General features: G+C 54.9%; 25 protein-coding genes. 16 read left to right on the forward strand and 9 right to left on the reverse strand.

Annotated features, from left to right (window positions below; translation table 11 throughout):
- The 3 genes from RBA41_RS28555 to RBA41_RS28565 form a co-directional block, all read right to left on the reverse strand.
- Positions 1-258: helix-turn-helix domain-containing protein (locus tag RBA41_RS28555; RefSeq protein ID WP_306627762.1), on the reverse strand; the 258-nt coding region annotated here is incomplete at its 3' end.
- Between the two features lie 334 nt (positions 259-592).
- On the reverse strand, positions 593-895 hold the full coding sequence (locus tag RBA41_RS28560) for a hypothetical protein (RefSeq protein WP_306627763.1): 303 nt from the start codon (positions 893-895) through the stop codon (positions 593-595).
- Positions 896-1,013: 118 nt separating this feature from the next.
- Positions 1,014-1,325 (reverse strand): hypothetical protein, encoded by a 312-nt coding sequence (locus RBA41_RS28565; RefSeq protein WP_306627764.1) that lies wholly within the window; start codon positions 1,323-1,325, stop codon positions 1,014-1,016.
- A 252-nt stretch (positions 1,326-1,577) separates the two neighbouring features.
- Between RBA41_RS28565 and RBA41_RS28570 the strand changes: the two genes are divergently transcribed.
- The 3 genes from RBA41_RS28570 (at position 1,578) to RBA41_RS28580 (ending at position 3,774) form a co-directional block, all read left to right on the forward strand.
- Positions 1,578-2,024, forward strand: coding sequence for a helix-turn-helix domain-containing protein (locus RBA41_RS28570; RefSeq protein ID WP_306627824.1), 447 nt, complete (start codon positions 1,578-1,580; stop codon positions 2,022-2,024).
- Between the two features lie 24 nt (positions 2,025-2,048).
- Complete coding sequence (locus tag RBA41_RS28575; protein ID WP_306627765.1) at positions 2,049-2,222, forward strand: hypothetical protein; 174 nt, start codon at positions 2,049-2,051, stop codon at positions 2,220-2,222.
- A gap of 415 nt (positions 2,223-2,637) precedes the next feature.
- On the forward strand, positions 2,638-3,774 hold the full coding sequence (locus RBA41_RS28580; RefSeq protein ID WP_306627766.1) for a DUF4902 domain-containing protein: 1,137 nt from the start codon (positions 2,638-2,640) through the stop codon (positions 3,772-3,774).
- Here RBA41_RS28580 and RBA41_RS28585 read toward each other — a convergent pair whose 3' ends face one another.
- Positions 3,775-4,776: a DNA-binding transcriptional response regulator gene (locus RBA41_RS28585; protein WP_306627767.1), complete on the reverse strand. Its 1,002-nt coding sequence runs from the start codon at positions 4,774-4,776 to the stop codon at positions 3,775-3,777. It lies immediately after the preceding gene.
- 201 nt (positions 4,777-4,977) lie between these two features.
- Here RBA41_RS28585 and RBA41_RS28590 point away from each other — a divergent pair, with 201 nt between their 5' ends.
- From RBA41_RS28590 to RBA41_RS28620, 7 genes are all read left to right on the forward strand, one after another.
- The gene (locus RBA41_RS28590) at positions 4,978-5,163 is read left to right on the forward strand and encodes a hypothetical protein (protein ID WP_099883110.1); all 186 of its coding nucleotides are present in this window, start codon (positions 4,978-4,980) and stop codon (positions 5,161-5,163) included.
- A gap of 279 nt (positions 5,164-5,442) precedes the next feature.
- Positions 5,443-5,757 carry a hypothetical protein gene (locus RBA41_RS28595; RefSeq protein WP_306627768.1) on the forward strand — a complete coding sequence of 105 codons (315 nt, stop codon included), beginning with the start codon at positions 5,443-5,445 and terminating at the stop codon, positions 5,755-5,757.
- Positions 5,720-6,202: a hypothetical protein gene (locus RBA41_RS28600; RefSeq protein WP_306627769.1), complete on the forward strand. Its 483-nt coding sequence runs from the start codon at positions 5,720-5,722 to the stop codon at positions 6,200-6,202. Before RBA41_RS28595 ends, RBA41_RS28600 begins: the two co-directional genes overlap by 38 nt.
- An 85-nt stretch (positions 6,203-6,287) precedes the next feature.
- Complete coding sequence (locus RBA41_RS28605) at positions 6,288-6,659, forward strand: hypothetical protein (RefSeq protein WP_306627770.1); 372 nt, start codon at positions 6,288-6,290, stop codon at positions 6,657-6,659.
- Between the two features lie 135 nt (positions 6,660-6,794).
- Positions 6,795-8,003: a ParA family protein gene (locus tag RBA41_RS28610; RefSeq protein WP_167093072.1), complete on the forward strand. Its 1,209-nt coding sequence runs from the start codon at positions 6,795-6,797 to the stop codon at positions 8,001-8,003.
- A gap of 2 nt (positions 8,004-8,005) precedes the next feature.
- A complete protein-coding gene (locus tag RBA41_RS28615) occupies positions 8,006-9,073 on the forward strand; it encodes a ParB/RepB/Spo0J family partition protein (RefSeq protein WP_167093070.1) in 1,068 nt (355 codons plus the stop codon).
- A 447-nt stretch (positions 9,074-9,520) separates the two neighbouring features.
- Positions 9,521-10,273 carry a hypothetical protein gene (locus tag RBA41_RS28620; RefSeq protein WP_306627771.1) on the forward strand — a complete coding sequence of 251 codons (753 nt, stop codon included), beginning with the start codon at positions 9,521-9,523 and terminating at the stop codon, positions 10,271-10,273.
- Positions 10,274-10,324: 51 nt separating this feature from the next.
- Here RBA41_RS28620 and RBA41_RS28625 read toward each other — a convergent pair whose 3' ends face one another.
- Complete coding sequence (locus RBA41_RS28625) at positions 10,325-11,503, reverse strand: tyrosine-type recombinase/integrase (RefSeq protein ID WP_306627772.1); 1,179 nt, start codon at positions 11,501-11,503, stop codon at positions 10,325-10,327.
- Positions 11,504-11,509: 6 nt separating this feature from the next.
- The gene (locus RBA41_RS28630; protein WP_306627773.1) at positions 11,510-12,553 is read right to left on the reverse strand and encodes a DNA-binding protein; all 1,044 of its coding nucleotides are present in this window, start codon (positions 12,551-12,553) and stop codon (positions 11,510-11,512) included.
- 570 nt (positions 12,554-13,123) lie between these two features.
- Here RBA41_RS28630 and RBA41_RS28635 point away from each other — a divergent pair.
- The 3 genes from RBA41_RS28635 (at position 13,124) to RBA41_RS28645 (ending at position 19,099) form a co-directional block, all read left to right on the forward strand.
- Positions 13,124-17,980 (forward strand): RHS repeat-associated core domain-containing protein, encoded by a 4,857-nt coding sequence (locus tag RBA41_RS28635; RefSeq protein WP_306627774.1) that lies wholly within the window; start codon positions 13,124-13,126, stop codon positions 17,978-17,980.
- Positions 17,970-18,437 carry a DUF4265 domain-containing protein gene (locus RBA41_RS28640; protein WP_306627775.1) on the forward strand — a complete coding sequence of 156 codons (468 nt, stop codon included), beginning with the start codon at positions 17,970-17,972 and terminating at the stop codon, positions 18,435-18,437. Before RBA41_RS28635 ends, RBA41_RS28640 begins: the two co-directional genes overlap by 11 nt.
- 173 nt (positions 18,438-18,610) lie before the next feature.
- Positions 18,611-19,099 carry a hypothetical protein gene (locus tag RBA41_RS28645; protein WP_306627776.1) on the forward strand — a complete coding sequence of 163 codons (489 nt, stop codon included), beginning with the start codon at positions 18,611-18,613 and terminating at the stop codon, positions 19,097-19,099.
- An 88-nt stretch (positions 19,100-19,187) separates the two neighbouring features.
- On the opposite strand, the gene imuA is transcribed toward RBA41_RS28645, so the two are convergent.
- Positions 19,188-19,772 (reverse strand): translesion DNA synthesis-associated protein ImuA, encoded by a 585-nt coding sequence (gene imuA, locus RBA41_RS28650; RefSeq protein ID WP_306627777.1) that lies wholly within the window; start codon positions 19,770-19,772, stop codon positions 19,188-19,190.
- Positions 19,773-19,966: 194 nt separating this feature from the next.
- On the opposite strand from imuA, the gene RBA41_RS28655 reads away from it, so the two are divergent.
- Both RBA41_RS28655 and RBA41_RS28660 read left to right on the forward strand, forming a co-directional pair.
- Positions 19,967-20,854, forward strand: a complete 888-nt coding sequence (locus tag RBA41_RS28655) for a SprT-like domain-containing protein (protein ID WP_306627778.1) — start codon at positions 19,967-19,969, stop codon at positions 20,852-20,854.
- 219 nt (positions 20,855-21,073) lie between these two features.
- Positions 21,074-22,144 (forward strand): PDDEXK nuclease domain-containing protein, encoded by a 1,071-nt coding sequence (locus tag RBA41_RS28660; RefSeq protein WP_306627779.1) that lies wholly within the window; start codon positions 21,074-21,076, stop codon positions 22,142-22,144.
- Positions 22,145-22,313: 169 nt separating this feature from the next.
- Here the strand turns inward: RBA41_RS28660 and RBA41_RS28665 are convergent, their stop codons facing one another.
- Together RBA41_RS28665 and RBA41_RS28670 are read right to left on the reverse strand one after the other, a co-directional pair.
- Entirely contained in the window at positions 22,314-22,892 is a 579-nt protein-coding gene (locus RBA41_RS28665; RefSeq protein WP_306627780.1) for a hypothetical protein, read from the reverse strand.
- 591 nt (positions 22,893-23,483) lie between these two features.
- Entirely contained in the window at positions 23,484-23,681 is a 198-nt protein-coding gene (locus RBA41_RS28670; RefSeq protein ID WP_306627781.1) for a hypothetical protein, read from the reverse strand.
- A 305-nt stretch (positions 23,682-23,986) separates the two neighbouring features.
- Between RBA41_RS28670 and RBA41_RS28675 the strand changes: the two genes are divergently transcribed.
- Positions 23,987-24,295 (forward strand): H-NS histone family protein, encoded by a 309-nt coding sequence (locus tag RBA41_RS28675; protein WP_306627782.1) that lies wholly within the window; start codon positions 23,987-23,989, stop codon positions 24,293-24,295.
- Positions 24,296-24,362: the final 67 nt, after the last annotated feature.

Here is a 24,362-nt window from a genome sequence, read left to right on the forward strand (position 1 = left end):
GGATTCTGCGGGGGTGCCGAAATGGGCCGAATAGATGTGATAAATCGTGCTGCGGCCACGCCGCATTTCGCGTCGTACGATGCCGAGCGCTTCCAAGCCCGTGATGTGGCCCTGAACGGTACGCTCGCCCATGCTGCATTTGTACGCTATCGTCGTGATCGACGGATAACACTCGCCCTGGTCATTGGCGTTGTCGCACAACGCGATCAACACGAACTTTTGCCCCGACGGCAACGGCGACTTCCATGCTGCTGTCATTAAACTAATACTCATTTGAATCCTATGTGCTGCATCAGAACGGCGCGCCGCCCGTCATATGTTCGATACGGTGTTGACCACGCAGTCTCTGCTGGGCGACGCTGGCGGCGAGTGCCGCAAGGAAGGCTGGGTTCACTCATCGGATGTCATTCGGCGCTACGGCCCGCCTGGGTTGCACGGACGCAGTGGACGCATTTGCCGTACTGGGCCAGCTGCTTGGCGAACACGTTCTTCCCGCAAGCGCATTTCTTTGGCCTGAGCACCGGCCCAGGCTTGGAAGCCCGCGTCCGTTCGCTAAACATGTCGGAGCCGATCCGACTTCCGACCGCCCACATCACGCCGCTTTCCAGGTAATGGCACCGCTCGTGCCGTTTGGCTTGATATGGCCAAGTATTTTCAAGCGCTGCAGGGGCGCATACAGCTCGGGCGATTTGACGCCGAGTGCGTTGGCGATCTGGGCCACAGTACGGCCGCCATGCGCGCGTACGTGCTCAAATGTCTTGCGCTCGATGTCGCTGGGCGGGCGCCGTCCTGCGCGCCGCGCAGGTTCATCAATCACATGCCTGGCGTGCAACGCGGCGTGCTGCGCCGCAAAGTGTTGAAATGCATTCATTCGGTCTTCTTTATTGGAGATCATGTTTCCAGTCACGCGGACAAACAGTAGGGGCGGCACAACGCCGTCCGCTAAAAATGCAGACTTGCGCACTTCATGCCAGCGGACTCGATTAGGAGGTCAACTGCGGGGGACTAGGTTTTCATCGGTACTCGTCCGGCTGCAGGTAGACAATGGCGTCAACGGGCACGACCTTGAGCCCGGCCGCTGCGAGCAAACGCGCGCAGTAATTGAGCTGCCCGCCCGATTTCGCACGAGAAATGGACGATTCGTGCATACCCAGTCGATCCGCAATAGCGGTAGCCGTTGCTTTATTGATAAAATGCAAGATTGTCGTAAAATTCTTGCGTGACTGGTCGGCAATTTCCGGGGATACTTGGGCCAAGTCGGCCAGTTCGCTCTTGCTAAACTCGGCATCGGACGGGGCCGTATCCATGGCGGGGCTGTTAGGCATGGAGAAATCCTATGCTGCATGGGTAAAAAATTGATAAAGTACCGGCCGTAGGCAAGAATGAGAGGGTCGAAAAGATCCGTGTCAAGCTGGGCCGCCACGTGCAATAAGCCTGGCGCGTGCGGACCGCGTGCTATACAACTGCGCCGCGACGTCAGTTTCAGTTTTCTGTACCTCAAACATTATTGCCACCAATAAATCTTTAACAAAATATTACAGTTTTTCGCAGGTTTTTACAATAAATTATTGCATTTAGTGATTTTAAAAAATTATTTTGGTAAAAATATAAAAATGACAGATGTGCAAAAAGACGCCCCTGATCGCACCCAGCGCCTTCGGGAGGCGTTGCAGCGAAAAAATGGCGGCAACGCGTCGGAGCTTGCGCGATACGCGCAGGTGGTCCCGCAAGCAGTCAGCAAGTGGCTCACAGGCACCCAGTTCCCGCGAGACAGGGCCTTAGACTTGGCGGCAGAATTCCTTAATGTGACCCCGGAATACCTGAAATTCGGCACGCCTACGGTACGCCCACCACCGACCGAAGATTCCCTTATTCTGATGTACGTCAAGCCGCTCGAAGCCAAGCTGCTGACAAACTTTCGCGAGTCGACGGAGCAAGGCCAACACCAGATGATGATCTCATCGACGCATGCCGAGAAACTGTCCTCAGAAAAGTTACCCCCGAAAGGTGCGGCTTCGGACTAGCCGCAATTGCCGTTCCGGAGTGGCATGGTCGCCGACAAGGCGGCGATGGTATCTGCGATGGCGAGCGAACGCGCGACATTCAACAGATACGCTTTTGACGCGGTCGAGGTGGAGTCGAACAAACCTATCAAGACGTTGCGCGCCTGGTTCGACGAGGTATTTTCGATGGGCACTTCTGGTACTGGTAGATTCAATTGAGCGGCGCTTTGAGTGGACATGGTATTGATCTGTTAACAATAATGTTACAACATGGAAACTGTAGTGACACTTTGCCAGAGCGTAGGGCTCATGGCAACCGAAGTTTACTATCACCTTTCTCCGAAGCAATAATTTACGTTTGACAGTAAACTATCAGCTGCAAGTTGAGCAATACATCAAATTATGTGGCTGTTCAATGTTGCATTTGTGCAATTTTTATTGCCGACAAACTGGTATCGCTCACTGCGGAGAAGGGGCGGCCTGGGTGAAGTAGCGCCTGCCGAAGCTGCCAGGCCCTCAGACGCGGCCCTCAACTTTGCCCAATAGCTAAGATTAACAATCTGCGCTACACTTGCCACCGCTTATTGCAATGCGGAATTAAATGGCTTGTAGCACCCCGTTTCCCGAAGTGAGAATGACCACGGCCCAGCTGCGCGCGGTCGCGCACCTTGCCACGCTCATACAGGCTGACGACACCTTGCTACGCGAGATCCGGCGCATCGTTCCCGCCAAGGTCGCCGGCTTCAGCGAATGGCGCGGCCAACTTGATTCCGAAGTGTGGGTCCGTTTTCACTGGTATTTCGATGAGGTACGCGACGATTTTGTCGTGCCGGCGCAGGGCGTAAGCACAAACATCGTTCTTGTCACTCCCTTCAAACAAGATCTGTCCCGGCCCACGTTCTACCGCATGCTGATGCGCCGCCTTCGACGCCGGCTTGACTGGCAACCCTATGTGAAGCTCAACCTGGAGGCGCAGGACGTGCGCAACGATCCGCAGTTGCCGTCCATGCGTGCCGCGTTGCGTCCCGTACCCATCGCCATGCGGCCCCTTCACCGGGATGGAACCGCGACTTGGGGCAGAAAGACCGCACGCGAGCTGGCCTGCCTCCCGCCGGCGGACCAGTTCGCGCAGATCGCCAAGCTTGCCAGGCAGAAGTTTTCCTTCGACCAGGCCCTCGCCTACGCCCGCTGCAAGGAAGATATCAACATCTACGTGCTTGAAGAAAATCACCGGCCGGCCTGGCGCCAGGTGTATGCAACGGAAGAACTAGCGATGCGCGATCCACGCCTGCACATGCAGCGCGGCGCCCATACCTGGCACGCCGCGCAATGGCACGCCGAAGATCCGGCGTTCTGGACCGCAGCTATCGAACAAGGCATCGAGCACGGCTGGCTGATGACGTCCGACGACGGCCTGGCCACGCTGGTCCTGTCACGCAAGGGAGAAGCTGTCACGGAAAGGGAGCTACGCTTGATCGAGCCCAGTCTGGTTGAAATCGCCCGGTTCGCGCACAGCATGATGCGGCACCAGCTGCGGGCGCCCGCAGCCGCCCAAGCAGCCGCAGGAGCGGTCCTATCGGATATCGAGAGGACGATTTTGCTTCACATGCACGATGGCCTGCAGCGCAAGGAGATCGCCGACCGCATGAGGATGAGCCTGTCTGCATTGGACCGGCATATCAAGTCGTTCAAGGTCGAATTGAAAGCCAAGTCCAGCATCGATGCGATCAACAAGGCCAAGCTGCACGGCATGCTTCCCGTTACACGGTAATCAGGCGCGGTCGACGTGCTCGCGCAGGAACCTGGCGTGCGAATACGGTTCGCGCTTGCGATAGTGGTCGGGCAGATCGAACATTGCCCAGTAGTAGGCTTCCCTGCCCCGCGTGACCTGCGGTGGCTTGCAGTATTTCAGCGGGTCGCCTGGCAGATCGGAGGACCAGCATCCGTCGCCAGTATGGAAAAACGGCACTACGCGGCGCTCACGCAGCGCGGCCAACAGCTCCGCTGGCGCACCCTCCTCTGCAGCGATATCGGCGTGCCATTCAAGGCTTTTGGCGTTCATCATCGGCACCAGCGTGGGCGCTCCCTCTGCGTCAAAGAACAGAAAGCCGTGGGGATTAGTAAAAAGATAGTATTCAACGAATCCGTAGCGATCGCACAGGCCCTTGACCATGGCGGCCGCAGCCGGGTCGCGCAAAAATCCAAACTCGTGGGCGTCCAGCTGGCCGGCCTGGCTGCGTGACTGATCGAGGAAGTAGGTGTTCTGCAGGGCGTCGATGGCCGCCTCCAGCTGATCGAGCGCGTCGGGCTCCTGCTTGCGGATAAACCGATGGATGAGGCCACGATTAAAGGCCGCCACGGCAAAGCTCGCGTCGGCGCGCGCAGTGAACATGATTTTCTTACAGGGCAGATCGGCGGCCGCCTCGCAAAACTCCAGCCCATCCATGTCCGGCATCGCGTAATCGATTACCACGACGGTGGGCAGCGAAAAACGCTGGGGATCGCCGACAAAGTGATAGATCCGCTCCAGGTCGCTTTCGGCGGTCGTGCCCCCTTCACCGCACTCATCTTCAAAGCCCAACAGTTGGAGTCCACCTGGGTCCACCCTGCTGAAAATATCCGACACCCAATGGAGCGCCGCGCGAGCCCGATTGAAGGCGGTCTTCGCCAGGCTTTGTTCGAGTTGGAAATCCAGTACGGCCACTGAAGAACGATCATCGTCAATCACAACCGTCATTGTCGGGTGACGGTAAAGCGGCAACTGGACTGGCATGCATGTCTCCTCGGGCGGCTTTTCAGTATATAGCGGAATGAAGTTACAAAAAAGGCCAATGTTGGATAAAAGCATTTATCACCAATTCTCACATTTTTGATGAAATAAAAAATTACAACAAATTCGCTAAACTGCAATATTATGTTGCAACTGGTGGCGACGTGCCGGCGCCATTTCCCTCAAAGCGCACCCCGGAGCCCTATGAAAGAACTCAACAACAATCGCACACCGGATTTCTTCCTGCTGCCGTGCGCCCAGCCAATGGAACCATCCGTGAAACGTCATTACATCGCGGCCCTGGTCGTGCTCGTCTGCGCAGTCGTCTATCTCAACGTCGCGCACTCCTCGCCCGCCCCTCTCGGCTGCCGCGCCGAGCTGTCCCAGTAAGGCCCCACATGTCAACCAACTATCGGGGTGTCCAAAAAGTATTCCAGAATGAAATCGATTCACTGTGGGGACGCATTGAACAGTTATTGAAGGAACACGACATCTGCGCTATCGCCGCGTTCGTCATCCCGCTTACGCCGAACGGGGCACTGTTTTCCTGTACGCGACGCCGAACAAGGACGGCACCGTGCCCGCATCGCTGATGGCGGCCTACAAAGCCATCGATCCAACAGCCATTATTACGCCATTGCCCTCTGACGACACGCCAGCGTAAAGGCTTTGTCCGCACGAATCACCACACGCGTCACGGCGCTGAACCTGGCCTCCAACCGTGGCCCGCTCTACCAGACCGCGCATCTGAAAACTACACCCGCATGCCGCCACGCCGCCCATTGTGTGGCGTGCGCGAATTTTCCTGATGGCACACAGATCCTGCGCGAGCTGCTTGCCATTGTCGGCAACGACGGCTATGCAATAACCGCCCTCATCCTGGGCGGCTACCGCAAGGATCGCGCCACCACCATCGCCAACTATCTCGACCTTTACACACCACGACATGAACGACTTGATCACGCGACTGCGCCTCGCCAATGACCCGACCGCTGACGTAGCCGCCGACCACATCGCCACGCTAAGTGAACGCGTCGCGATCCAACAGACCATAATGGACAGCGCGGCCAGCATTCTGGTCGAAGCCATCGCATCTTCGAACGGGATCGATGAAGCGCAGGCCGAGGCGTGCATCGCCAGCATACGCGGCAAGCTGGCCGACATCGGGAAAACGACCGCCGAACATTATCTGGAGCTGATTTGCGATCGCATCGCCGCCACAGCTGGCATCGGACCGCAGATGGAATTCAACCCGCTTACCGCGCTCGATCAAATCCGGATCGTCCTCCATGCGCAGCGGCGGACCGCGGAACGCCTTGAGTGGGCAATGTCGGTGCTATGGACGCCGGCCGACAGCGCGAACAAGCCGCACCGGGTGGTGCGCACCAAGGGGACGCGGGCGATCATCCGCGAATTTGGCGGGGCCTAACCTGGCTCGATGCCGTCGACCAGCTCTTGAACGAAGGGGTGGCGAAGCGAGATGCAGTTGGCGTGGCATCGGCCGAGCTGCCGGCATGACGGCCAAGTCGACGCGGTGCCCGTTGACGCCGGTGGCAATCCTCGATCTGGCCAACGCGCACGCGACGTCGAAGGCCAAGGCGATCTACAGCTTTTCAAAACGGGACGTGATCGCTTTTGCGGAGGCGGTGGCTGCAGTGACGACGCAGACCGGCGAAGATACTGCACGACTCGCTGCGCTGAGCGGCAGTTCCGGGTTCGTCACCGGCCGCGACGCCGGCGAACCAGCCTACCGAATGTTGGGTACCGATGAATGGTACACAGATCTACGGACCGCGATTGACCAACACCCTGCCACACGGCGCTCCGCCTTTGCCCGTGCCCGACACGATCTCCAGGCGGCATATCACGTCTTACGAGATCATTAACTTAGCAAAATTCATCAGTTAACTTCCAAATCACCCTAAGTTGCGCTAGTATTCGATCAGTACGCGATTCGCCAGATTTTCGACGTTTCTTAGAAATCTGGCGAATCCTTAGAAAAATCAACTTAGGATACCTGAATGACTGCTCTGAAGCCGCTGCCGCCCGTTAAGTCGCGGATCAACATTCGGGGCTTGGTGGAGATCGCTGACCGCGCGCAAGTGACTTTGACAAACCTTCGCGATGACCTGCTCGAGCCGTGGCCGAGAAAAATGGCGCCTGAAATTTCGAGCAGTCGGTTAGCCAAACTCTGCCAAATTGACCGCACCCAACTTAATTACCTCTGTACGCGGGGCGATAAAGGTACCTACCCGACCGGGACTCTAAGCGGCACGAAGCGTAGCCGGATGTTTACCGTCGCCGAAGCGCAAGACTTCGTACGGGCTAATGGCGCGTTCAAGGGAAAGCCTCCTGGGATGAAGGCTATTGCATGCGCTGTTGGAAATTTCAAAGGCGGCGTAGGCAAGACTACTCAAACAGTCGCTATCGCGCAAGGATTAACGTTGCGCGGCTATAGAGGCTTACTGATCGACCTCGATCCGCAAGCGAGCGCTACTACGCTTATGGGATACGTGCCGGACGCAGAAATTACGGAGGATATGACCGTAATGCCCGTAGTGTATGGCGATGAACTTAGCCTTGAATATGCTCCGATCGCAAGCTACTGGCCAGGCCTAGATCTCATCCCCTCGTGCCCTGCTCTATTCGGCGCCGATTATTTCCTGCCTAATAAACAGGCTGCGGACCCGAAATTCGAGTTCTGGAAAGTCCTTGACAACGCACTTGAGCCGCTGCGGCACAAGTATGACTTTATCATGATCGACACCCCGCCAACACTGTCTTACCTGGCCATCGGGTCGTTCATGGCAACTGATGGATTAATTGTTCCGCTCCCTCCAGAGACACTTGATTACGCATCTTCCACGCAGTTTTTCCGCCAATTCGCTGACTTGTTTGAACAATTGAACGATAGCAAGTCGATTGAAAAAGAGTTTGAGTTTATCAAGATTGTATTGTCTAAAGTCAAGCAGTCGGCCGCGACAACGCCTGTTGTTAAGGCTTGGATCAAACAGACCTATCATGAACTTCTTGCAACGGCAGAAATTATCGAAACTGATATTGTTATGAATGCATCGGCAGAGTTCAAAACCGTGTATGACCTGTCGAGCTACGAAGGCAGCGTGAAAACTTTCAATCGCGCCTTGGAATCCTTTGACGCTGTTGTGGACGAGGTCGAGAGCGATATTCAGAACGCTTGGCATCGGCGCTCAATGGAAAATGGAGATTGAAAATGGCAAGTAAGTTACAACAACGGCTTGCTGGAAAGACAGCTGCCATCCAGCGGGTCGCCTCTCCTAGTGAGGCCCATGAGGTTCTCGGCACCGCAAACAGTTCGCTGTCAACCGTGGATAGCGATGCTACATCTGGCTCACGACGCTCTATGTCTATGCCTGGTCAATTAGGCGCTTTTCGCTTGGAAGCGCAAAAGTACGAGCTTGTAATTGCAGATTTACAAGCAAAGCTAGCAGCAGCTAATCAAGGCTCCTATACGATTACACGTATTCCACTACCCCTAATCGACGACAGTCCGTACCAACCTCGACTCGAAATTGATCCAGAGGAAATTGACGAACTGGCAAAGACTATGGCAGCCGCCCATCAGGCAGATCCTATCAAGGTTCGTCGGGTGGGAGATCGCTTTGAACTCATTAGCGGTCATCGGCGAGTTCGAGCTGCACGGACATTGGGCTGGGAAGAAATTGATGCAATTATTGAGGTACGCAACGATATTGAAGCAGAAGTTGAGGCAATGCTTTTGGTTGTCGGTAATGTGCATCTTTCCGCCTATGAGTTGGCAAAAATGTATGACCGGGCTATCTCCAAAGGAATAGTTGCTAATCAGACCGCCTGTGCAGCTTTTTTTGCAGCAAAGCAACCTGTTGTTTCTGCTTGCCTGGGCATGCTTGACCTGCCTCCCGAAATTATTTCATTATTGGATTCAAAACCTCGGCTGATGGGATACGAGTGTGCAAAAGTCGTCAAAGCTCTTATCAAAGAACATCCTACGCACATTGATACGATTATTCGTGGCGTTGCCCGACTGGGCGAGGGAATGCAGCAAAACGCCCTTAAGGGTTGGGTACGTCAATCCATCAAACAGAGCGCAGAGCATAAGGAAGATGACCGGCGCACTATCACGAGCAATGGCCGCCCAGTGTTCACGACCAAACGCGACCCGCGCTCCGTGACCGTTTCATGCAAAATTCCAGGAATGGATATTGAGATCTTCGAGGAGCGCCTGCGTCTATGGCTTCAAGAGCAGGCGAAATCAGTTGATGAACTTATGACAGGCGCATAAATTGAAAATCCTTATAAATCAATCACTTAGGAATTATAAGATTCTTATAATTCCAGCCTCACCGGAGCTGAGCGTATGAAAACGTAAGCTCTAATGAAAAAACCCCAGCCTGCCAGCCGGGGTTTTTTACTTTTAGACCATTGAATCATGCTAAAGGGTACGGGTGATGCGTCAAGAACTCCATCTTAGTCCCCTTGGTGTGACTCGTCAAACACTTTTGCTTCCCTTTTAGGCAGCTTAGGAGAGATCGTGCACCCAAAAACCCTAGATGACATTGTCAGGCCCTACCTTCACCTTCCTACTACAGTCCAGTGCGCTCTGGTCAGGGTCGAAACCCATCCAGTGTTCAGAGCGTTGACGAGAGCAACCCTGGCGGTACTCAAAACACTTGTTACGCGATCCTCGGCGACTAACGGAACCGCGATCATTCGCGCGCGAGTAGACAAGATGGCCGATGAGGCTGGCGTCAGCTACAAAACGGTTCAGCGTGCCATGCGCACGTTCCGTGAATTCGAGTGGGTCCTTCCGGCGACGGAAGGCCGGTCGGAATACGGGGTGTTCGAGTCGAAGCGCTATGTCTTCACGCCGGGCTTGTGCGAGCTGATCGATTTGCCGACCAAGAGCAAACCGGCCCCAGCTTTAGCCCAGGAGACAGAAATGTCCGACGGTGCTATATACGTTGATCTTAGTTTAAAAAAAGATCTACAGGAGATCTCGATCAAAAATCGAGAAGGGCAACCCCCAACCTTACCACCGACCGTCACCAAAATTCCGGAAGAAACTGGTATCAGCGCAACAGGCGTTTGCAAGCTGCTGGGCGTCGCCCGGCGTGCCGACTACAAGCTCGAAGACGTGTACCTCCTCGCCAAGCCATACCTCGAAAAAATCGGCACCAATGCAGCCAGGTGCTATCGCTACTTGCATGCCATGCTGGTAAACCCGAAGAAGGTCGATTACGCAGGCAAGGCCGCCCAGGAGCGCCGCAATGGCGACACTGATCCTGCCAAGGCACTCGCAGCAATCGCCGCGCATTGCCGCTTCAAGCGCTACTACCACGTCAGCAATGGTATCCGCGTGCGCTTCTTCGATGGCACTGCCGAAGTTAGCCGTAATGGAAATTGCGAGCTGTATGCTGGGACGCAGATGCAGGGGCTATACAAGGGAATTGCGAATGGCAATTTGGTGGAGGTGATCGAATGATTCATGTCGCAGCCCAGACGTCACAGCCCAGCTCGCGACCATGATCTCCGATTAATTCCGGGACGAAGGATGGATCGTCATCGCAGCAACCGTTTCGGCATGGCGCTCGACATCGTCCTTGTGGAGATACCGCCCGGTGGTCTTGATCGAGGCGTGGCGGGCATTATGCTGAACGGTCTTGAGCGGCACGCCACCGTTGGCCTGGTGTGTCAGCGAGGAATGCCGCAGCCAGTGCGTCGACGCGCGCGCCAGGCGAACGGCGATCTCGGGCATGCCGGCGTCCAGGGCAAGGGCGTGCGCGCGGCTGATCACGGCCTTGAGGGCGGCGGCGACGGCGTAATGGCTGACACCGCGCTGGGGGCCGCGGCTCGCCAGCACGAGCGATATCGTCTCGCCTGGCGCCGGCAGCGCGGCCAGGCCGAACGCTTGCCGGTACTGGCGGAATTCGGCGAGCAAGGATGGGGGGACAGGGACTTTTCCGCGCCTACTACCCTTACCCAGGACATGCAGCCACCATGCCCCGCTGTCGTCGCGCCGGATACTGCGCATGTCCGCGCCGATCAGTTCATTCAGGCGCACGGCCGTGAGGTAGTAGGCCTGCACCAGGAAGCGCGCGCGGGCGCGCCGCAAGACGGCGCCTGGCGTAGCGTCCTGCAGGACGTCGGCCGCTTCGAGCAGCAGAGAGATTGCGGCCGGGGGCAGGTGGCGCTCGATGGCTTCGCTGCCGACCGCGCGCATGCCGGTAAGCAGCTGGGCCGGGTTCGCCTGCAAATACTCGGCGGTGCAAGCCCAGCGGAACAGGCTCTTGATGACGGTCAGCGCCTGCAGCTGGGAGACGTCGGCGAGTGGGCCGCAAAAGGGTCGCCAGCGCGGGTCGGCGCGTGCGAAGCGCGTCGTGGCGATCCACTGGTCGACCGGCTGCGGATCGGTGATGAACGCGGCGAAGGCCAGCAGGTCTTCGTAGCGCACGTCGGCAAGCTGCTTGCCGTGAACGCGTATCCAGAACAAAAACCGATCGGCCTCCTTGCGGCAGTTGCGTACGGTGCGCGGCGACAGATTCGGCCGGCGTAGCCAAAGCGCGATCAGCTCTTCGTCATTGATGGCGCGGGTCAGGGACCCGGAGGGGAGGGGAGGTTCGCCGCCGGCGGCGAGCGGCCGATGTGGCGCTGGCACCAGTAAAACAGATTCGATGTCACCCCCTTGCGCGGGGGCGGGCAGGGGGATCGACATTGGTACTTACTTTTTGGACGGCGGGGTTTTTGCGCGAGGCTCGCCAGGTTCGTGGTTCTCGCTGGTGCGCTTGGCGCCATCCTGAGCGGCGAGCGTATCGGCACGCATCTGGCCGCGCAGCTCGGCCGCTTCCTCGGTGGCATGCTTGGACTCCTTGCGGGCGGTGGTCACCAGAGCGCGCGCCTGCTCCAGCTCGCGTGCTGCGCTTTCCAACCGCGCCTGGCTGGCCTGTACAGCCATGTTGGCCGTTGCCAGCTCGCGCGCCGCTTGCTGCGCCATCCGCTCTAGTTCGGCGATATGGGCAACGGCTGCCACCTCGCGCGCCTCGATCTCGCCGGCGCGACGTTCACTCGCATCGAACTTGGCTACGGTGACCGCTGCTGCTTGCTCGGCCGCCACGCGGGCCGTGCGTTCGACGGCCAGCTCCTCGCGCGCCGCGCCGAGATCCGCTTCCAGCCGCGGCATCGCCTCAAGGCGCAACTGGGCCTTGGCCAGTTCGGTTCGCGCCGACTCGGCCGCCTTGCGCTCGCGATCCATTTCGACCTGGCCGGCCTGCCAGTCGAGTTCCAATTGACCGGCTTTGCCCTGCACGGTAGCCAGTTCTACCTGGAGCGCTGTCAGCGCGTCGACCTGATTCTCGATCTCGGCAGCCTGGCGCTCATTCTCGGTGGCGAGATCGGCCGCTTCTTGCTGTTGTTCGGCCAGTTCCGTTTCCAGCGCCGCTTTCGCGCTGGACAGTTCCTGTGCCATAAATTCCAGGATGGCGCGCTGCACTCCCGCCGGCAAGGTCAATGCGCTGGCGATCTTCTTTTCCCGATCAGCGCGCCATTGCTGCAACAGCTTGCTGATCGTGCCCAGGCTCCCCATGTTTCCCAGGCGCTCGCGCACAGTGCGCAAGGCCGGGGTGCTTCCGGCCGCAACCATCGCGTCCGCGATGGCGGCTACCTGGGCCAGTGTGATGCTCGCTTCTCTACCCATCGATTGTTCTCCGTTTGTAATGATACGATATGATACGAATGAAATGATACGATATGAATTATCGGAGAACAAGCAACGTTGTACCTTTTTTGTGCAGCAAGTGTAGCGCGGTTTACCCGAGATATGGCGGGTGTTCCTCAACGCGTGATTAGGGCAATAATCACGCGTTCAAGTGGCTCTTGGAACCGCTGAAAACATATTTCATCACATGCGTCAAACATGCAGGATGTGGCGATCAGCGTTGACCCCGTCGATCACCGCCGTGCTGGCACCGCTCTTGTACAGCGCGATCTTGCCGGGATCGCCGTTAGTCTTAGTCCTAGTCGCCTTATCGAAGAAGCGCCTTGCCGCAGCCACGTCGCACTTGCCCGCCAGCAGGAAGTCGACGGTCCCCCTTTCTTGTCGACCTGGCGTCCGCCGAGGTTCTCCAATGCAACAGAATCCATATTTCCGGCCGAAATATGCTTACAGGATAAAACTAAATCAACCGAAAATTCTAAATCTGACCTTTGAAAAATATTTCTTGGCAAAGTTCCTTAAACAGGGATAGCACGGTTACACTACTGGCAATATTGCCCAGTCGGACGACGCAGGCAATCTCGTTGCGTCTTTCCCCAACAGTGTTTAATTCATTTAATTAGCATGAAATTTAAAAACGTGTATATGCCAACGTCTCATCCAAGCTGGACCAAAAAATTTCTCGGAATAGTTTTTCCGGATAGGAGTACGTCGAAGCGTATTTCGGCTTCTCTGCCGTTCTTATTATTCGTTACTATGGCGGCGCACAGCCAGACGGCCACAGTTAGGACGGAGGACGCAAAGCTCATTCGCGCGTCGAGGGCCATGACAGTGTTGGGCCCTGACCTCTTCGGTGACAAAGTCAATATTTATAATGGTGCCCTGGAATTTGTCCAAACTGATGTAAGTATCCCCGGAAATAGCAAGTTACCGGTCGCAGTGGGGCGCCGAATGGTGACCGGCAGTGAGGGATTTAGACGGAACGGCTTGTTTAAAAACTGGGATCTGGAAATCCCTAGCATTCATGGTACGTTCTCCAACGAGAAAGGATGGAGTCGTCTTGATAGCAACGGTCAGATATCGCTGGCGCGATGCTCAAATTTTGGTGAGCCCCCATTGCTCCAAAAATCCGGTACCAATGTAATATTTCGTCCTGCGGAATTTTGGCATGGAAACATGCTATATATTCCAGGTACTGGGGATCAAGAAATTCTTAAGCGCAATACGGCTTTTAATAATAACGTGCCTCTCGACGGCGCCGATACTCCCTTAGTAACCCGTGACGGTTGGGCTATACGCTGTCTCTCCACTTTATCTAGCACCGACGCGAATTCGTCCGGATTGGAGCGGGGAGAGGGTTTTCTCGCCATCTCACCCGATGGGTCTCACTATCGGTTTGATTGGCTTGTGTCACGACCCTTATCAGTTCTATCAAAATCAGTCCCATTCAGTGCCGCGACCGTCAGTCAGCCTCCACCTAGCTCGCTTATTATTAAGTCAGAAACTACTGAAAATCCAGAGCCTAACGCGGGTCCCGGACAATCAAAATTCGCTATTAAGCGCGATGAGATATTTATTTTTCCGACGCAAATAACTGATCGGTACGGAAACGTAGTTAAATACACGTATGATTCTACCGATAAATGGAAATTGCTAAGTATAAAAAGCTCTGACGGCGATGGAAACGCAGAACGTTCATTAATTTTCTCGTATTATCCTGATTCCCATACGGTAGCGGCAGTTACCGATGGTCTACGCACTTGGAATTATTCCTATGGCGGAAATGGTTGGGGAGGGCCGATTCTCAGTACCGTACGGTTGCCCGACTACTCATCATGGGAACTTAGCGGATTAGACGACGCGGAATATGGCACTGGGTTGGTTAATATGTATATGGATTATGGCGGTAGCGAAGAAGAAGCTTCAACGGAATGTGATGCTCAGCCACCGGGTATAAAAAGCAAAATTGTTTCTGGTTCGATTGTGCATCCTTCTGGGGCGATTGGTGTCTTCACTATGTCCCCGGTCCAACACGCACGTAACGGGGTTCCGAAGTTGTGTTACAGCGATGGTCACACTGTTGGCAGCCGTAGGTACTTTCCTCAATATTACGATACATATGCCCTCACAAGTAAAAAAATTCTTCGCCGCGGATCTGATCAAGAGTGGACAACCACATATGATACTTTTAATCCCGGAACTGTCGATTGTACTACCTGCGCCATTCCAAGTAAGGTCAGTGTTACTGATCCTGAATACGTGGTAACGAGATATACTTTCGGCAGTACCTTCGGCGTCGATGAGGGACTGTTAAAGCAGGTTGATGTAGGATGGGACGGTAACAAGGCAATTAAAACTACCGTTACGAACTATAACCAGTCCTTTATTCAGCCGGTCGGGTTTAGCGATCAAGATCGCGGCGACGGAAAAGTCAGTGCCCGTCATATTCCGCAAGATAAGCGAACGATCCATCAGCAAGATGTTGAATTTACTTGGGCGGTGCCAAGTAATAGTGATTTCGACGCATTCGCTCGACCATTAAAAGTTGTACGTTCGAGCAGCTTGGGAATGAGTATTGTCGAAAAGATGGCTTATCACGACAACAAAACAAAGTGGGTGCTCGGGCAACTGGAGAGCATTACTGAAATGGGATCCGGCAAAATTGTTATTCAGAATGGATACAACCCAACTACGGCGAATCTGGAAACGGTCAAAAAGTTTGGAAAATTAGCGGAGACGTACTCCTATAATTTGGACGGAACCCTGGCAACAAGCAAAGACGCAAAAAATCAGATTACCTCCTTTGGGAACTACAAACGCGGGTTGCCTCGTTTAACAACTTACGCGAATAAAACAACTGAAAGTCGTGCTGTAAACGATATTGGACTTATCACATCCATAACCAATGCAGCGTCGCACACTACGACATATGGCTATGATATTGTAGGACGCTTGGCGCTGATTACTCCCCCAGTTGAAGACTCTGTTCAATGGAATCCCATAAAAATTAGCTACGAACAGTTGCCATTTGATGGCTGGTCCGATATGGCGGAACCCAGAGATTGGCGTCAAATCGAGGAGGTAGGGGATGCGCGTAAGATAACTTATTATGATGGATTATTTCGCCCGCTCATAACGCAAACATACGATCAAAAGGACATTGAAGGAACTTCCCGTATTGTTCAAAGAAAATTTGATTCTGCAGGCCGGATGACATTTACTTCAAGGCCGGTGCGTACGTTGGAAGAGGCTAGCGTCGGCATTGACACGTATTACGATGAGTTGGGACGTAAGGGCTTCATTCGGGAACACTCTGAACTGGGAACTCTGACTACAGAGTATGCATATGTAAGTGGCTTCAAAACCGTTCTTAAGAACCCGCGCAATATTAGCACAACTACTAACTACCAAGTCTTCGATCTCCCGTCTGGAGATGCTATCGCAGGGATACAATCTGCTGAAGGCACTATGTTGTCAATCGGGCGCGATATATTTGGAAAGCCAACATCGATAACCCGGAGCGGCGGCGGAAAAACCGCGACGCGTAGCTATGTCTACGATAATTTTCAAAGGCTGTGCAAAACCGTTGAGCCAGAAACTGGCGCAACGGTTCAAGAATATGACCTTGCTGGCAATATTGCTTGGCGGGCTAGCGGGTTGGTACTTCCGTCAACCTCCGCATGTGATACTGAAAAAGTCGCCGATATAAATAAGGTAAGGTTTGCGTATGACTCAGTGAATCAGCTGACCAGCACTATTTATGGTGATGGCGGGGCGTCTATTATGCGCGCTTATACGCCTGATAATTTGCCGCTTACTATATCGTCGAACGGCGCGGTTTGGACAAATACATATAATAAACGGGGGTTAAATGAGCGCGAAAATCTGACATATGGTGGCGTGGCTTATAATATTGATCGACTCTATGATGCAAACGCGTCGCTTGCTCAGCTTACATATCCGGATGGCACCGCTATCTCCTATGCGCCAAATGCATTGGGCGAGCCCGGCAAGGTTGGTGCGTTTGCGAGTGACGTCAGATATCATCCGAACGGTGCAATTGCCAGTTTTACATATGGCAATGGAATCAAACACACGCTTACTCAGAACGCTCGTGGGTTGCCGGAAAAATCGGTAGATGCCGGCGTCGTTAATGATGTCTATTCATATGACGAGAACGCGAACGTAGTCAAAATAATGGATGTACAGCGATCCATTACTAATCGCGAAATGTCTTATGACGATCTAGATCGGCTTAAGTCCGTTAAGTCACCGGTTCATTGGGGGACGGCGTCCTATACTTATGATGCCCTAGATAATATAACTACAAGCACCTTACTTTCCGGCTGGACCGCTCGCACGGCCGTTCATAATTACGATGCTGCAACCAACCGGTTAAGTGGTATTGCAAGTGCAGTTGAAAAATATAATCTTGCATATAAATATGATGCGCGCGGGAATGTTATTCAGCGTGGAAGCCGTGCGTTTGTTTTCGACCAAGCAAATCGGCTTACCTCTGCACCAGGTCGTGGAAATTATATATATGATGGTCTCGGCCATCGGGTTAGCGTTATCGGAACAGATGGATTAAATGAAGTTCAAGTTTATAGTCAAGAAGGAAAAATGTTATATACGCGCCCTACCTCAGTTGCTTTAGGTGGCGGTACAAAATTCATCTATTTGCATAATCATGTAATTGCGGAGAGTAGCCCCGCTGGCAACAAATATGATCATACCGATGGTTTAGGTAGTCCAGTAGCATGGACGGACAGTAAGGGTGCCGTACTGGACCGAACAGCTTATGAACCTTTCGGGCTTACAACTGCAGGTGCAGTACCCACCCTGGGCTATACGGGGCACATGAATGCCGTCAATATCGGCATGGTTTATATGCAGCAGCGGTATTACGACCCTGTTGCTGGTAGAATGTTGAGCATTGATCCGGTCATCACTGATGCTAACACCGGCCGCAGCTTCAATCGATACGCTTACGGGCTCAACAATCCGTACAAATACGTCGATCCAGACGGTCGCGACCCCGATACCTTGTATGGTGCGAGCGTTGGAGTCATGAGTCTTACGCCGCGTGAGCAAGAAATCTGGCAAAGCGGAGAACGTGCAGCCGGAGCGTCTGGTTCGAAGGCGTTAAACGGCTATTTTGCAGTCCGAGCGGCGGCCTCGATCCTCAACGGTAAGATGCCGGAAAAGATCCCAGATCTTTCGAGGCCTGGGAAGGACTTTACAAAACGCGGTAGAGAGATTGTTAAAGACGCGAACGCCCAGAAGAACGGGGGGAAAGTGATTTGCGAAAGATGCGGTGTCGAAACGGTTCCAGCCAATAAATCAGTGAAGGACGTCTCACCTCCAGGAAACGAGGCTCAGGTCGATCATATAGATCCAAAATCGAAAGGTGGTTCGGGAACTCCGGATAACGGGCAAATATTATGCCGAGATTGCAATAGGGAAAAAAGTGATAAATGACAAAAGTGCGGACAGCAAATCAGCGGGCATGGTAAAAGTTTTTTTTGACTTGGAACAGGTGGACGGTTTTCCGCCTGTGTCAGTGGAAAGTCTTTGGGCTGAAAAAAACGACAATGGCTTGTTCAAGATAGCCAATATCCCGTTTTATGTAATGGGCATTGCTCTTGGCGATGAGATCTCTGCAAGATTGGAATTGAACGGTGAGTTAAAGTTCGATTCGTTGGTTAATTCACATGGCCATAGCACAATAAGAATGGTATTTTTTGAATTGGACTCCCGAGATGAACTGATCCGGAAAATTGAGGCACTGGGATGTGCTTGGGAGGGCAGTCACGAACCTAGTTTAATTGCTATTGATGTACCGCCATCAGCGGACCTTTCTCAAATTCTTTCTTTTCTTTCGGAAGGTTTTTCTCAAGATCTGTTTGATTACCAAGAGGGGGCTATTCGCGAATAAGCGTCCGTTTTTAGTTGGCTGATGGCAAGTCTATTAAGATCACGGCGCTGGACTGGTGCTACCCTTATCTTGCCGTCGGCTTGACGCAACCGTTCTTATCATTGAACGCGCGTCTTATGAATCTGCGCTACAATTTTTCTCTAATCAGATTTTTATCGTTCACGTACCTTCTCATGACACGTTTATTCAAATTCGTATCGCTATCCGTTTTTCTTGTGTCAACATGTTGTGTTGCCGAAAGTGCAGAACGCGCAGCCTTGCTTGGTGAGTGGAAATGTGGCCCATACACTATGGCTGGCCCGGAACTGACAATAACTGTAGAGCAGACTTCAAATTATTCAAATGACAGCAAATTTTGGGCAATAGCTGAGGTAGATATCCGCCTGACTAATGGCAAGGTTATCAAAACTCGGAACAGGGCTTCTGGTAATTGGTCTTTGAAAAATAGAATAATTGAGATTCACTATGACAATGTGGAATTTCTTTCCTCTGGTGACCCATCCCTCACTGTTGCAATGGGGCAGGCAGCTCTGGATGCCCAACAGAAGAAGCGTAACTGGGCAAGATTCAAAGTACTAGAGTTAGGTAAACGGTTTGTATCGGTTCCGTTAGAGGTTATTAACAAGGCCGCTGAAGTGGAAGTGATTTGCATACGGCCTTAGGTATTAAGACCCATATGGTTCTACTCCGCTGGCAGGCTGCGGCACCGTCAAATGCCCTTCACCGCTTAGGGGCAGGAACAGGCTGTCGTCACGTTGTGGACCGCGGCGCTTGACGAATCCCACGTCCATCCCGCTGGGCGCCGGCCGCAGACGCAGCGGTGCCCGGCGACGCATCCTGCGCGGCCGCGATCGGGCGCAGCATGAAAAACAGCGTTTCGCCGGCCTGCGCTGCCAGGTTCAACCGGCGCAAGGCTTCCGGCCGCACGTGGCTGGGCCAGAACAGCAGGGCGCCGCAGCTCCCGCTGCGCAGTACCTGCTCTGCCGCCCATAGCGCGTCCGTCCCCTTCTTGCTCTTGATCCAAAGCACTTGGGACGCAGCCAGGCCCATGCCCCCGAGCGCGAGTATCTGCGGACAGTGCGGCGGCTGCAGCAGCACGACGCTACGCGATGCGACTTTGACCAATGCCGGCGCCAACAGCCGCATCTCCCCCAGTCCCGCCTGTTGGGGCAGTACGTCGACGAGGGTTCCGGTTGGCCAGCCGCCGCCGGGTAGCTGATTCGACAATGCCGGAAACCCCGTATCGATGCACCGCGCGGCGCAGCGTGCAAGCTGGGAAGCGCGCCACAACGCGGGGTGCAATTCTTCGGGGGCGGGATGAGGGTCGGCGGGCATTGTCGGGCTGCTCTAAATACTGTGATTATATACAGTAGTCTATCTGGCGCGCCTTGGCAAGGGCGACGCTTGCAACCACTGGGGCGCTTGCGGGAACTTCGCGTGGATTGCACAATCCAAAGCATAAGGACACAAATTTTGGATTGTGCAATCCAAAATTGCTAAAATGCATTTTTTGTATTCGGTAGCTCGACATGCCCGACATCAGCAGCCATGAACCACAAACAGCGCTTCGCCAACACGAGCACCCACGCCCGCTTGATGCTGGGCCTCTTCATGGGGGAAGCGTTAGCCCCGCACGAGCGCCAGGCCATGCGCCCGGATGGAAAAGCGAAGTCAGGCAGACGGCCATCGTCTACGCCGAGCTGCAGCTCGCCTACGACACGTTCAACGCCGAGCTGTTCGACAACAGCTTGGCCGACTGCCTGCTGACGCTGCAGCGCAAGGACCGCACCATGGGTTACTTCTCTGCAGGGCGCTTCGGCAACCGCAGCAAGGAAAAATTGCACGAAATCGCGATGAACCCGGCCTATTTTGCGGTCGTCCCGCTAGTCGAGATCATGGGGACCATGGTTCATGAGATGTGCCACCTCTGGCAGCATCAGCACGGCATTCCAGCGCGCCGCCGCTACCACGACAAGGAATGGGGAGATAAGATGGAGGCGATCGGCCTGATGCCGTCCGCGACCGGCCTGCCGGGCGGGAAGAAAACCGGCGACAAGATGGCGGATTATCCGATCGAGGGCGGGCGCTTCCTTGAGGTGTGTCGGGGCCTGCTCACGCGCGATTTTCAGATCTCGTGGTACGACCGCTTTGTGGCGTACCATCCAGGAGGAAGCGCCACCGGTGCTGCGGCGCCCGGGATGCTGGCGGGCCTGCCGCCGGAAGGGGCCGCGATCGCGGCGGTCAGCGGCGTCGATCTGGCGCCGCCGGCGCTCAGCACCACGACCGGCAGCGCGGCGAACAAGAGCAACCGGTCCAAGTATTCCTGCAGCTGCCCGATCAAGGCCAGCGTGTGGGGCAAGCCGGGCCTGAACATCTTCTGCGGTGATTGTGGCGCCACATTTTTGGAGGAACCGTGAAGCGATTCGGAAAAGTGGCCGTGTTGACTGCTAAAACGCCCGTGCTGGGCGCCACGGCCGGGAAATGGGACAAAGCCCTCACTGGCAACATGCGTCAAACGCTGGCGGAGGTGAAAGCGCCGCGCGGAGAGCGGCACCAAGCGGGACGTTTCGCTAGCGACGTCGACCGATGTCGCTAGCGATGCCCGTAAGCCAACTGGACAGGAGGAACCGTAAGACATGCAAGCTGCAGCAGTGACAACCGGCTTGGCCGGCGACATCCGCGTCCTGATCGGCGAGGCACAGGCCGGACTGGCCACTACGGTCAATTCGGCCCTGACCATGCTTTACTGGCGCATTGGCCGGCGGATACGCGCCGAGGTGCTTCAAGGGGAACGGGCCGGCTACGGCGAACAGATCGTCGCTTCGCTGGCACGCGATTTAGAAGCCGAGCACGGGCGCGGCTTTGGCGCCAAAAACCTGCGCCACATGCTGCGTTTTGGCGAGGTGTTCGAGGTCGAGGAGATTGTCTACGCACTGAGTAGACAATTGAGCTGGACCCATTTGCGCAGCCTGATCTACATCGACGATCCCCTCAAGCGGGAGTTCTACCTGGAGATGTGCCGCGACGAGGGCTGGAGCACGCGCACCTTGCAGGGCCGGCTCGATTCCATGCTGTTCGAGCGCACGGCGCTCTCGCGCAAGCCCGACGAATTGCTGACAAGCGAACTGGCGACCTTGCGCGATGAGGGGGTGCTTGGCCCGAACCTCGTTCTGAAGGATCCCTACGTGCTGGACTTCCTGGGGTTGCGCGATCACTACCTTGAAAAAGATCTCGAAGACGCCATCCTGCGCGAATTGGAAAATTTCCTGTTGGAGCTGGGGGCCGGTTTCAGTTTTGTCGCCCGCCAAAAACGGCTGCAAATCGACAACAACGATTTTTACATTGACCTGCTGTTCTACAACCGCCGCTTGCGGCGCCTGGTCGCCATCGAACTCAAGCTTGGCGAATTCAAGGCGGCTGACAAAGGCCAGATGGAGCTCTATCTACGGTGGCTGGCCAAACATGAACAAGAGCCGGGCGAAGCGCCACCACTGGGCATTATCCTTTGCACAGGCAAGAACCGTGAACAGATAGAACTGCTGGAACTTGACCAAAGCGGCATTCACGTCGCCGAATATCTGACCGGATTGCCATCCCGGCAATTGCTGGAGCAAAAGTTGAATGAGGCGGTAGCGCTGTCGAGGGCGCGCCTGGAGAATCGGCCTGGGCCCGATCGGCTCGACCCGGCCATAACCGAAGTCAAGTGAGAAAGGGGCTGGCTCATGCGAATCGATTCTACCCGCGTCTCCACCCCGGATCAGGACGACACGGCACCGTGATTCACGACGTCAATTGGCTAACAAATATATATGTTAGCCAATTTTATGTATATGTTAGCCGATTTTATGTTCCAGTTTTTCTGCCCAGGTATCGCAGCTATTTAGGCATACGGCCCCGCAGCTGCGCCAGTCGCTGTCGCGACCAGTCTGCCAAGACGTTTTTGCGTTCGACCGACGTCGCCCACAGATGACTCGCCTTGGATTTTTCAAGATCCATCTCGAACAGAAGCACCTGCATCCGGCCGACCAGCTCCCTCTCGAATTGCACCAAGTCCGCAGCCCGGACTGGAGAGTGGTTTGCCGCCGTGCGCCCGGGCGTGGCGAACAGAGTTGCCACGGCCTTTTGATCCAGACCGCGTCCAAGAAAGCGTCGCGCGGTGTTTTGAACAACAGTCGGGGTGATGTCGAGCCCGTGATCCTTGGCTCTTTGAAGCGTGCGTAGCACCAACCATCGTTTCTCGCGCTTGACCGCGGCCGACACTGCGGCCGCGCACCGGGCGATCGCCCGATTGATCTCACGGCGTGCCATATCGTCGTGTTCGGGGAAGCGGGGCAGTCCGTCGGACGTACGGCCGATGCCGTGGAATTCGATGGTCAGCCCATCGTATGCGGCTTGGAGATCGGCGAGAAAGGTCGACTCGGGATCGAATTTTGGAGGCCGAAGGTTGATTAGCATCTCTGCATGTTTATAAATTGCAATTGCGGATGAACGCTGTGTCAAACAGGCTAAGATATATATTTGTTAGCCAATTTTCGGTAAGGCTGCCACTGTCATCTTTCTCCGACTGGCCCAGGATCAAACGATGGCTGATGAGCTGGAACCGATGCTATTTTCTAGTGGTCAGATTTTCTGGAGTACATCGTGAAAAAACGCTACATGTTCCGCGCACACTGCACTCGCCTTGGCCATCATTTCTTATCAGGGCAAAAGAGCGTCTGCATCATTGCGCGATATCGACCTGATGTGCTCCATGGTCGACGTGGCCTTTTTATGATGTTTGGACAGCGGGCGCACCGCGTAGTTCGCCCGACAGATGCTGAAATGTGTGCGGCTCTGGATCGGGCCCGCGCCGGTCGACGGTTCGGGCCTCAGCATCGCCAGGGAAAGCTATTTTGTGTGCACCGTGAGGCGGTCCTTATCATGACCACGACCGATGCCCGACGCGGTCGAAGCTCGTTGCGGGTGCGTTCGCCCCCATAAGCTCGTTTGGTTTCGCTGTACAGGGCCGCCGGTCAGGGGAAGAACACCGGCCCTGTTCCTTTTCGCTTACGGTGCCGGCGGACGATTACGGTGTTTAATCGCGCAGCACGCCACTACCCCAACCACGATCGTTCCAACGATCACGGCCAGCAGTACTCCACCATGGGGGTTCGCTTCCAGGGCATGCACCAGATCGACGGCCTCACCACTCGTCAGCAGTATTTCAAAACAAGTCCTCAAAAACTCAACTGGCAGCTTACGCATTACACTTCTCCAAATAGCCGCTGGGCGGGATTCCGCTCAGCACGGCACGCATCGCATGCCGCACTCCCTATTAGGTTGTCACGACTTGCGGATGGGGCTATTTTCGTCCTAATATATTTCTGCTTCCTCCGGTGGGTTTTCCAAAAACCGCCTCCGTTTTATCCAGACTGTGTGGGTAGTCGCCATGGAATTGAGTTATGCGCCGGATCGATTGTGCCAATTTGTTTAAAAATATTTTGACACGCCGGAAGCTGGCGGTTATCGTTACAACAGTTTATTGTAAAAACTAGCCAAACGAGACCTCTATGAACTTGTCAAATTTATCTTTTGTTGAATTAAAAGCACTGTATGACCAAATCGCGGTCCACATGAAAACGCGTGAAAGCGAGGCGATCGAAAAAGCGCGCGCGGAAATTACCGCGATCGCGGCCCGTGTCGGCGTTCCAATTGGAGAGCTGATGGGCAAAGCCGGCAAGACGGCAGTCAAAAACAAGGCGGCGGTGAAATACCGTAACCCGGCCGATCCGAGCAATGAATGGACGGGCCGTGGGCGCTCTCCAGCTTGGGTAAAAGCCATGGCGGAAGCCGGTACGCTCGATAGCGCCAAGGTATAATTTCACGGCCGCCGAAATCGCTGTGGAACAAAAATAAGTGCCGCGATCGCGCGGGTCGGCTATTTAT

The sequence above is a fragment of the Massilia scottii genome (assembly GCF_030846495.1).
Classification (GTDB): Bacteria; Pseudomonadota; Gammaproteobacteria; order Burkholderiales; family Burkholderiaceae_D; genus Telluria_A; species Telluria_A violaceinigra.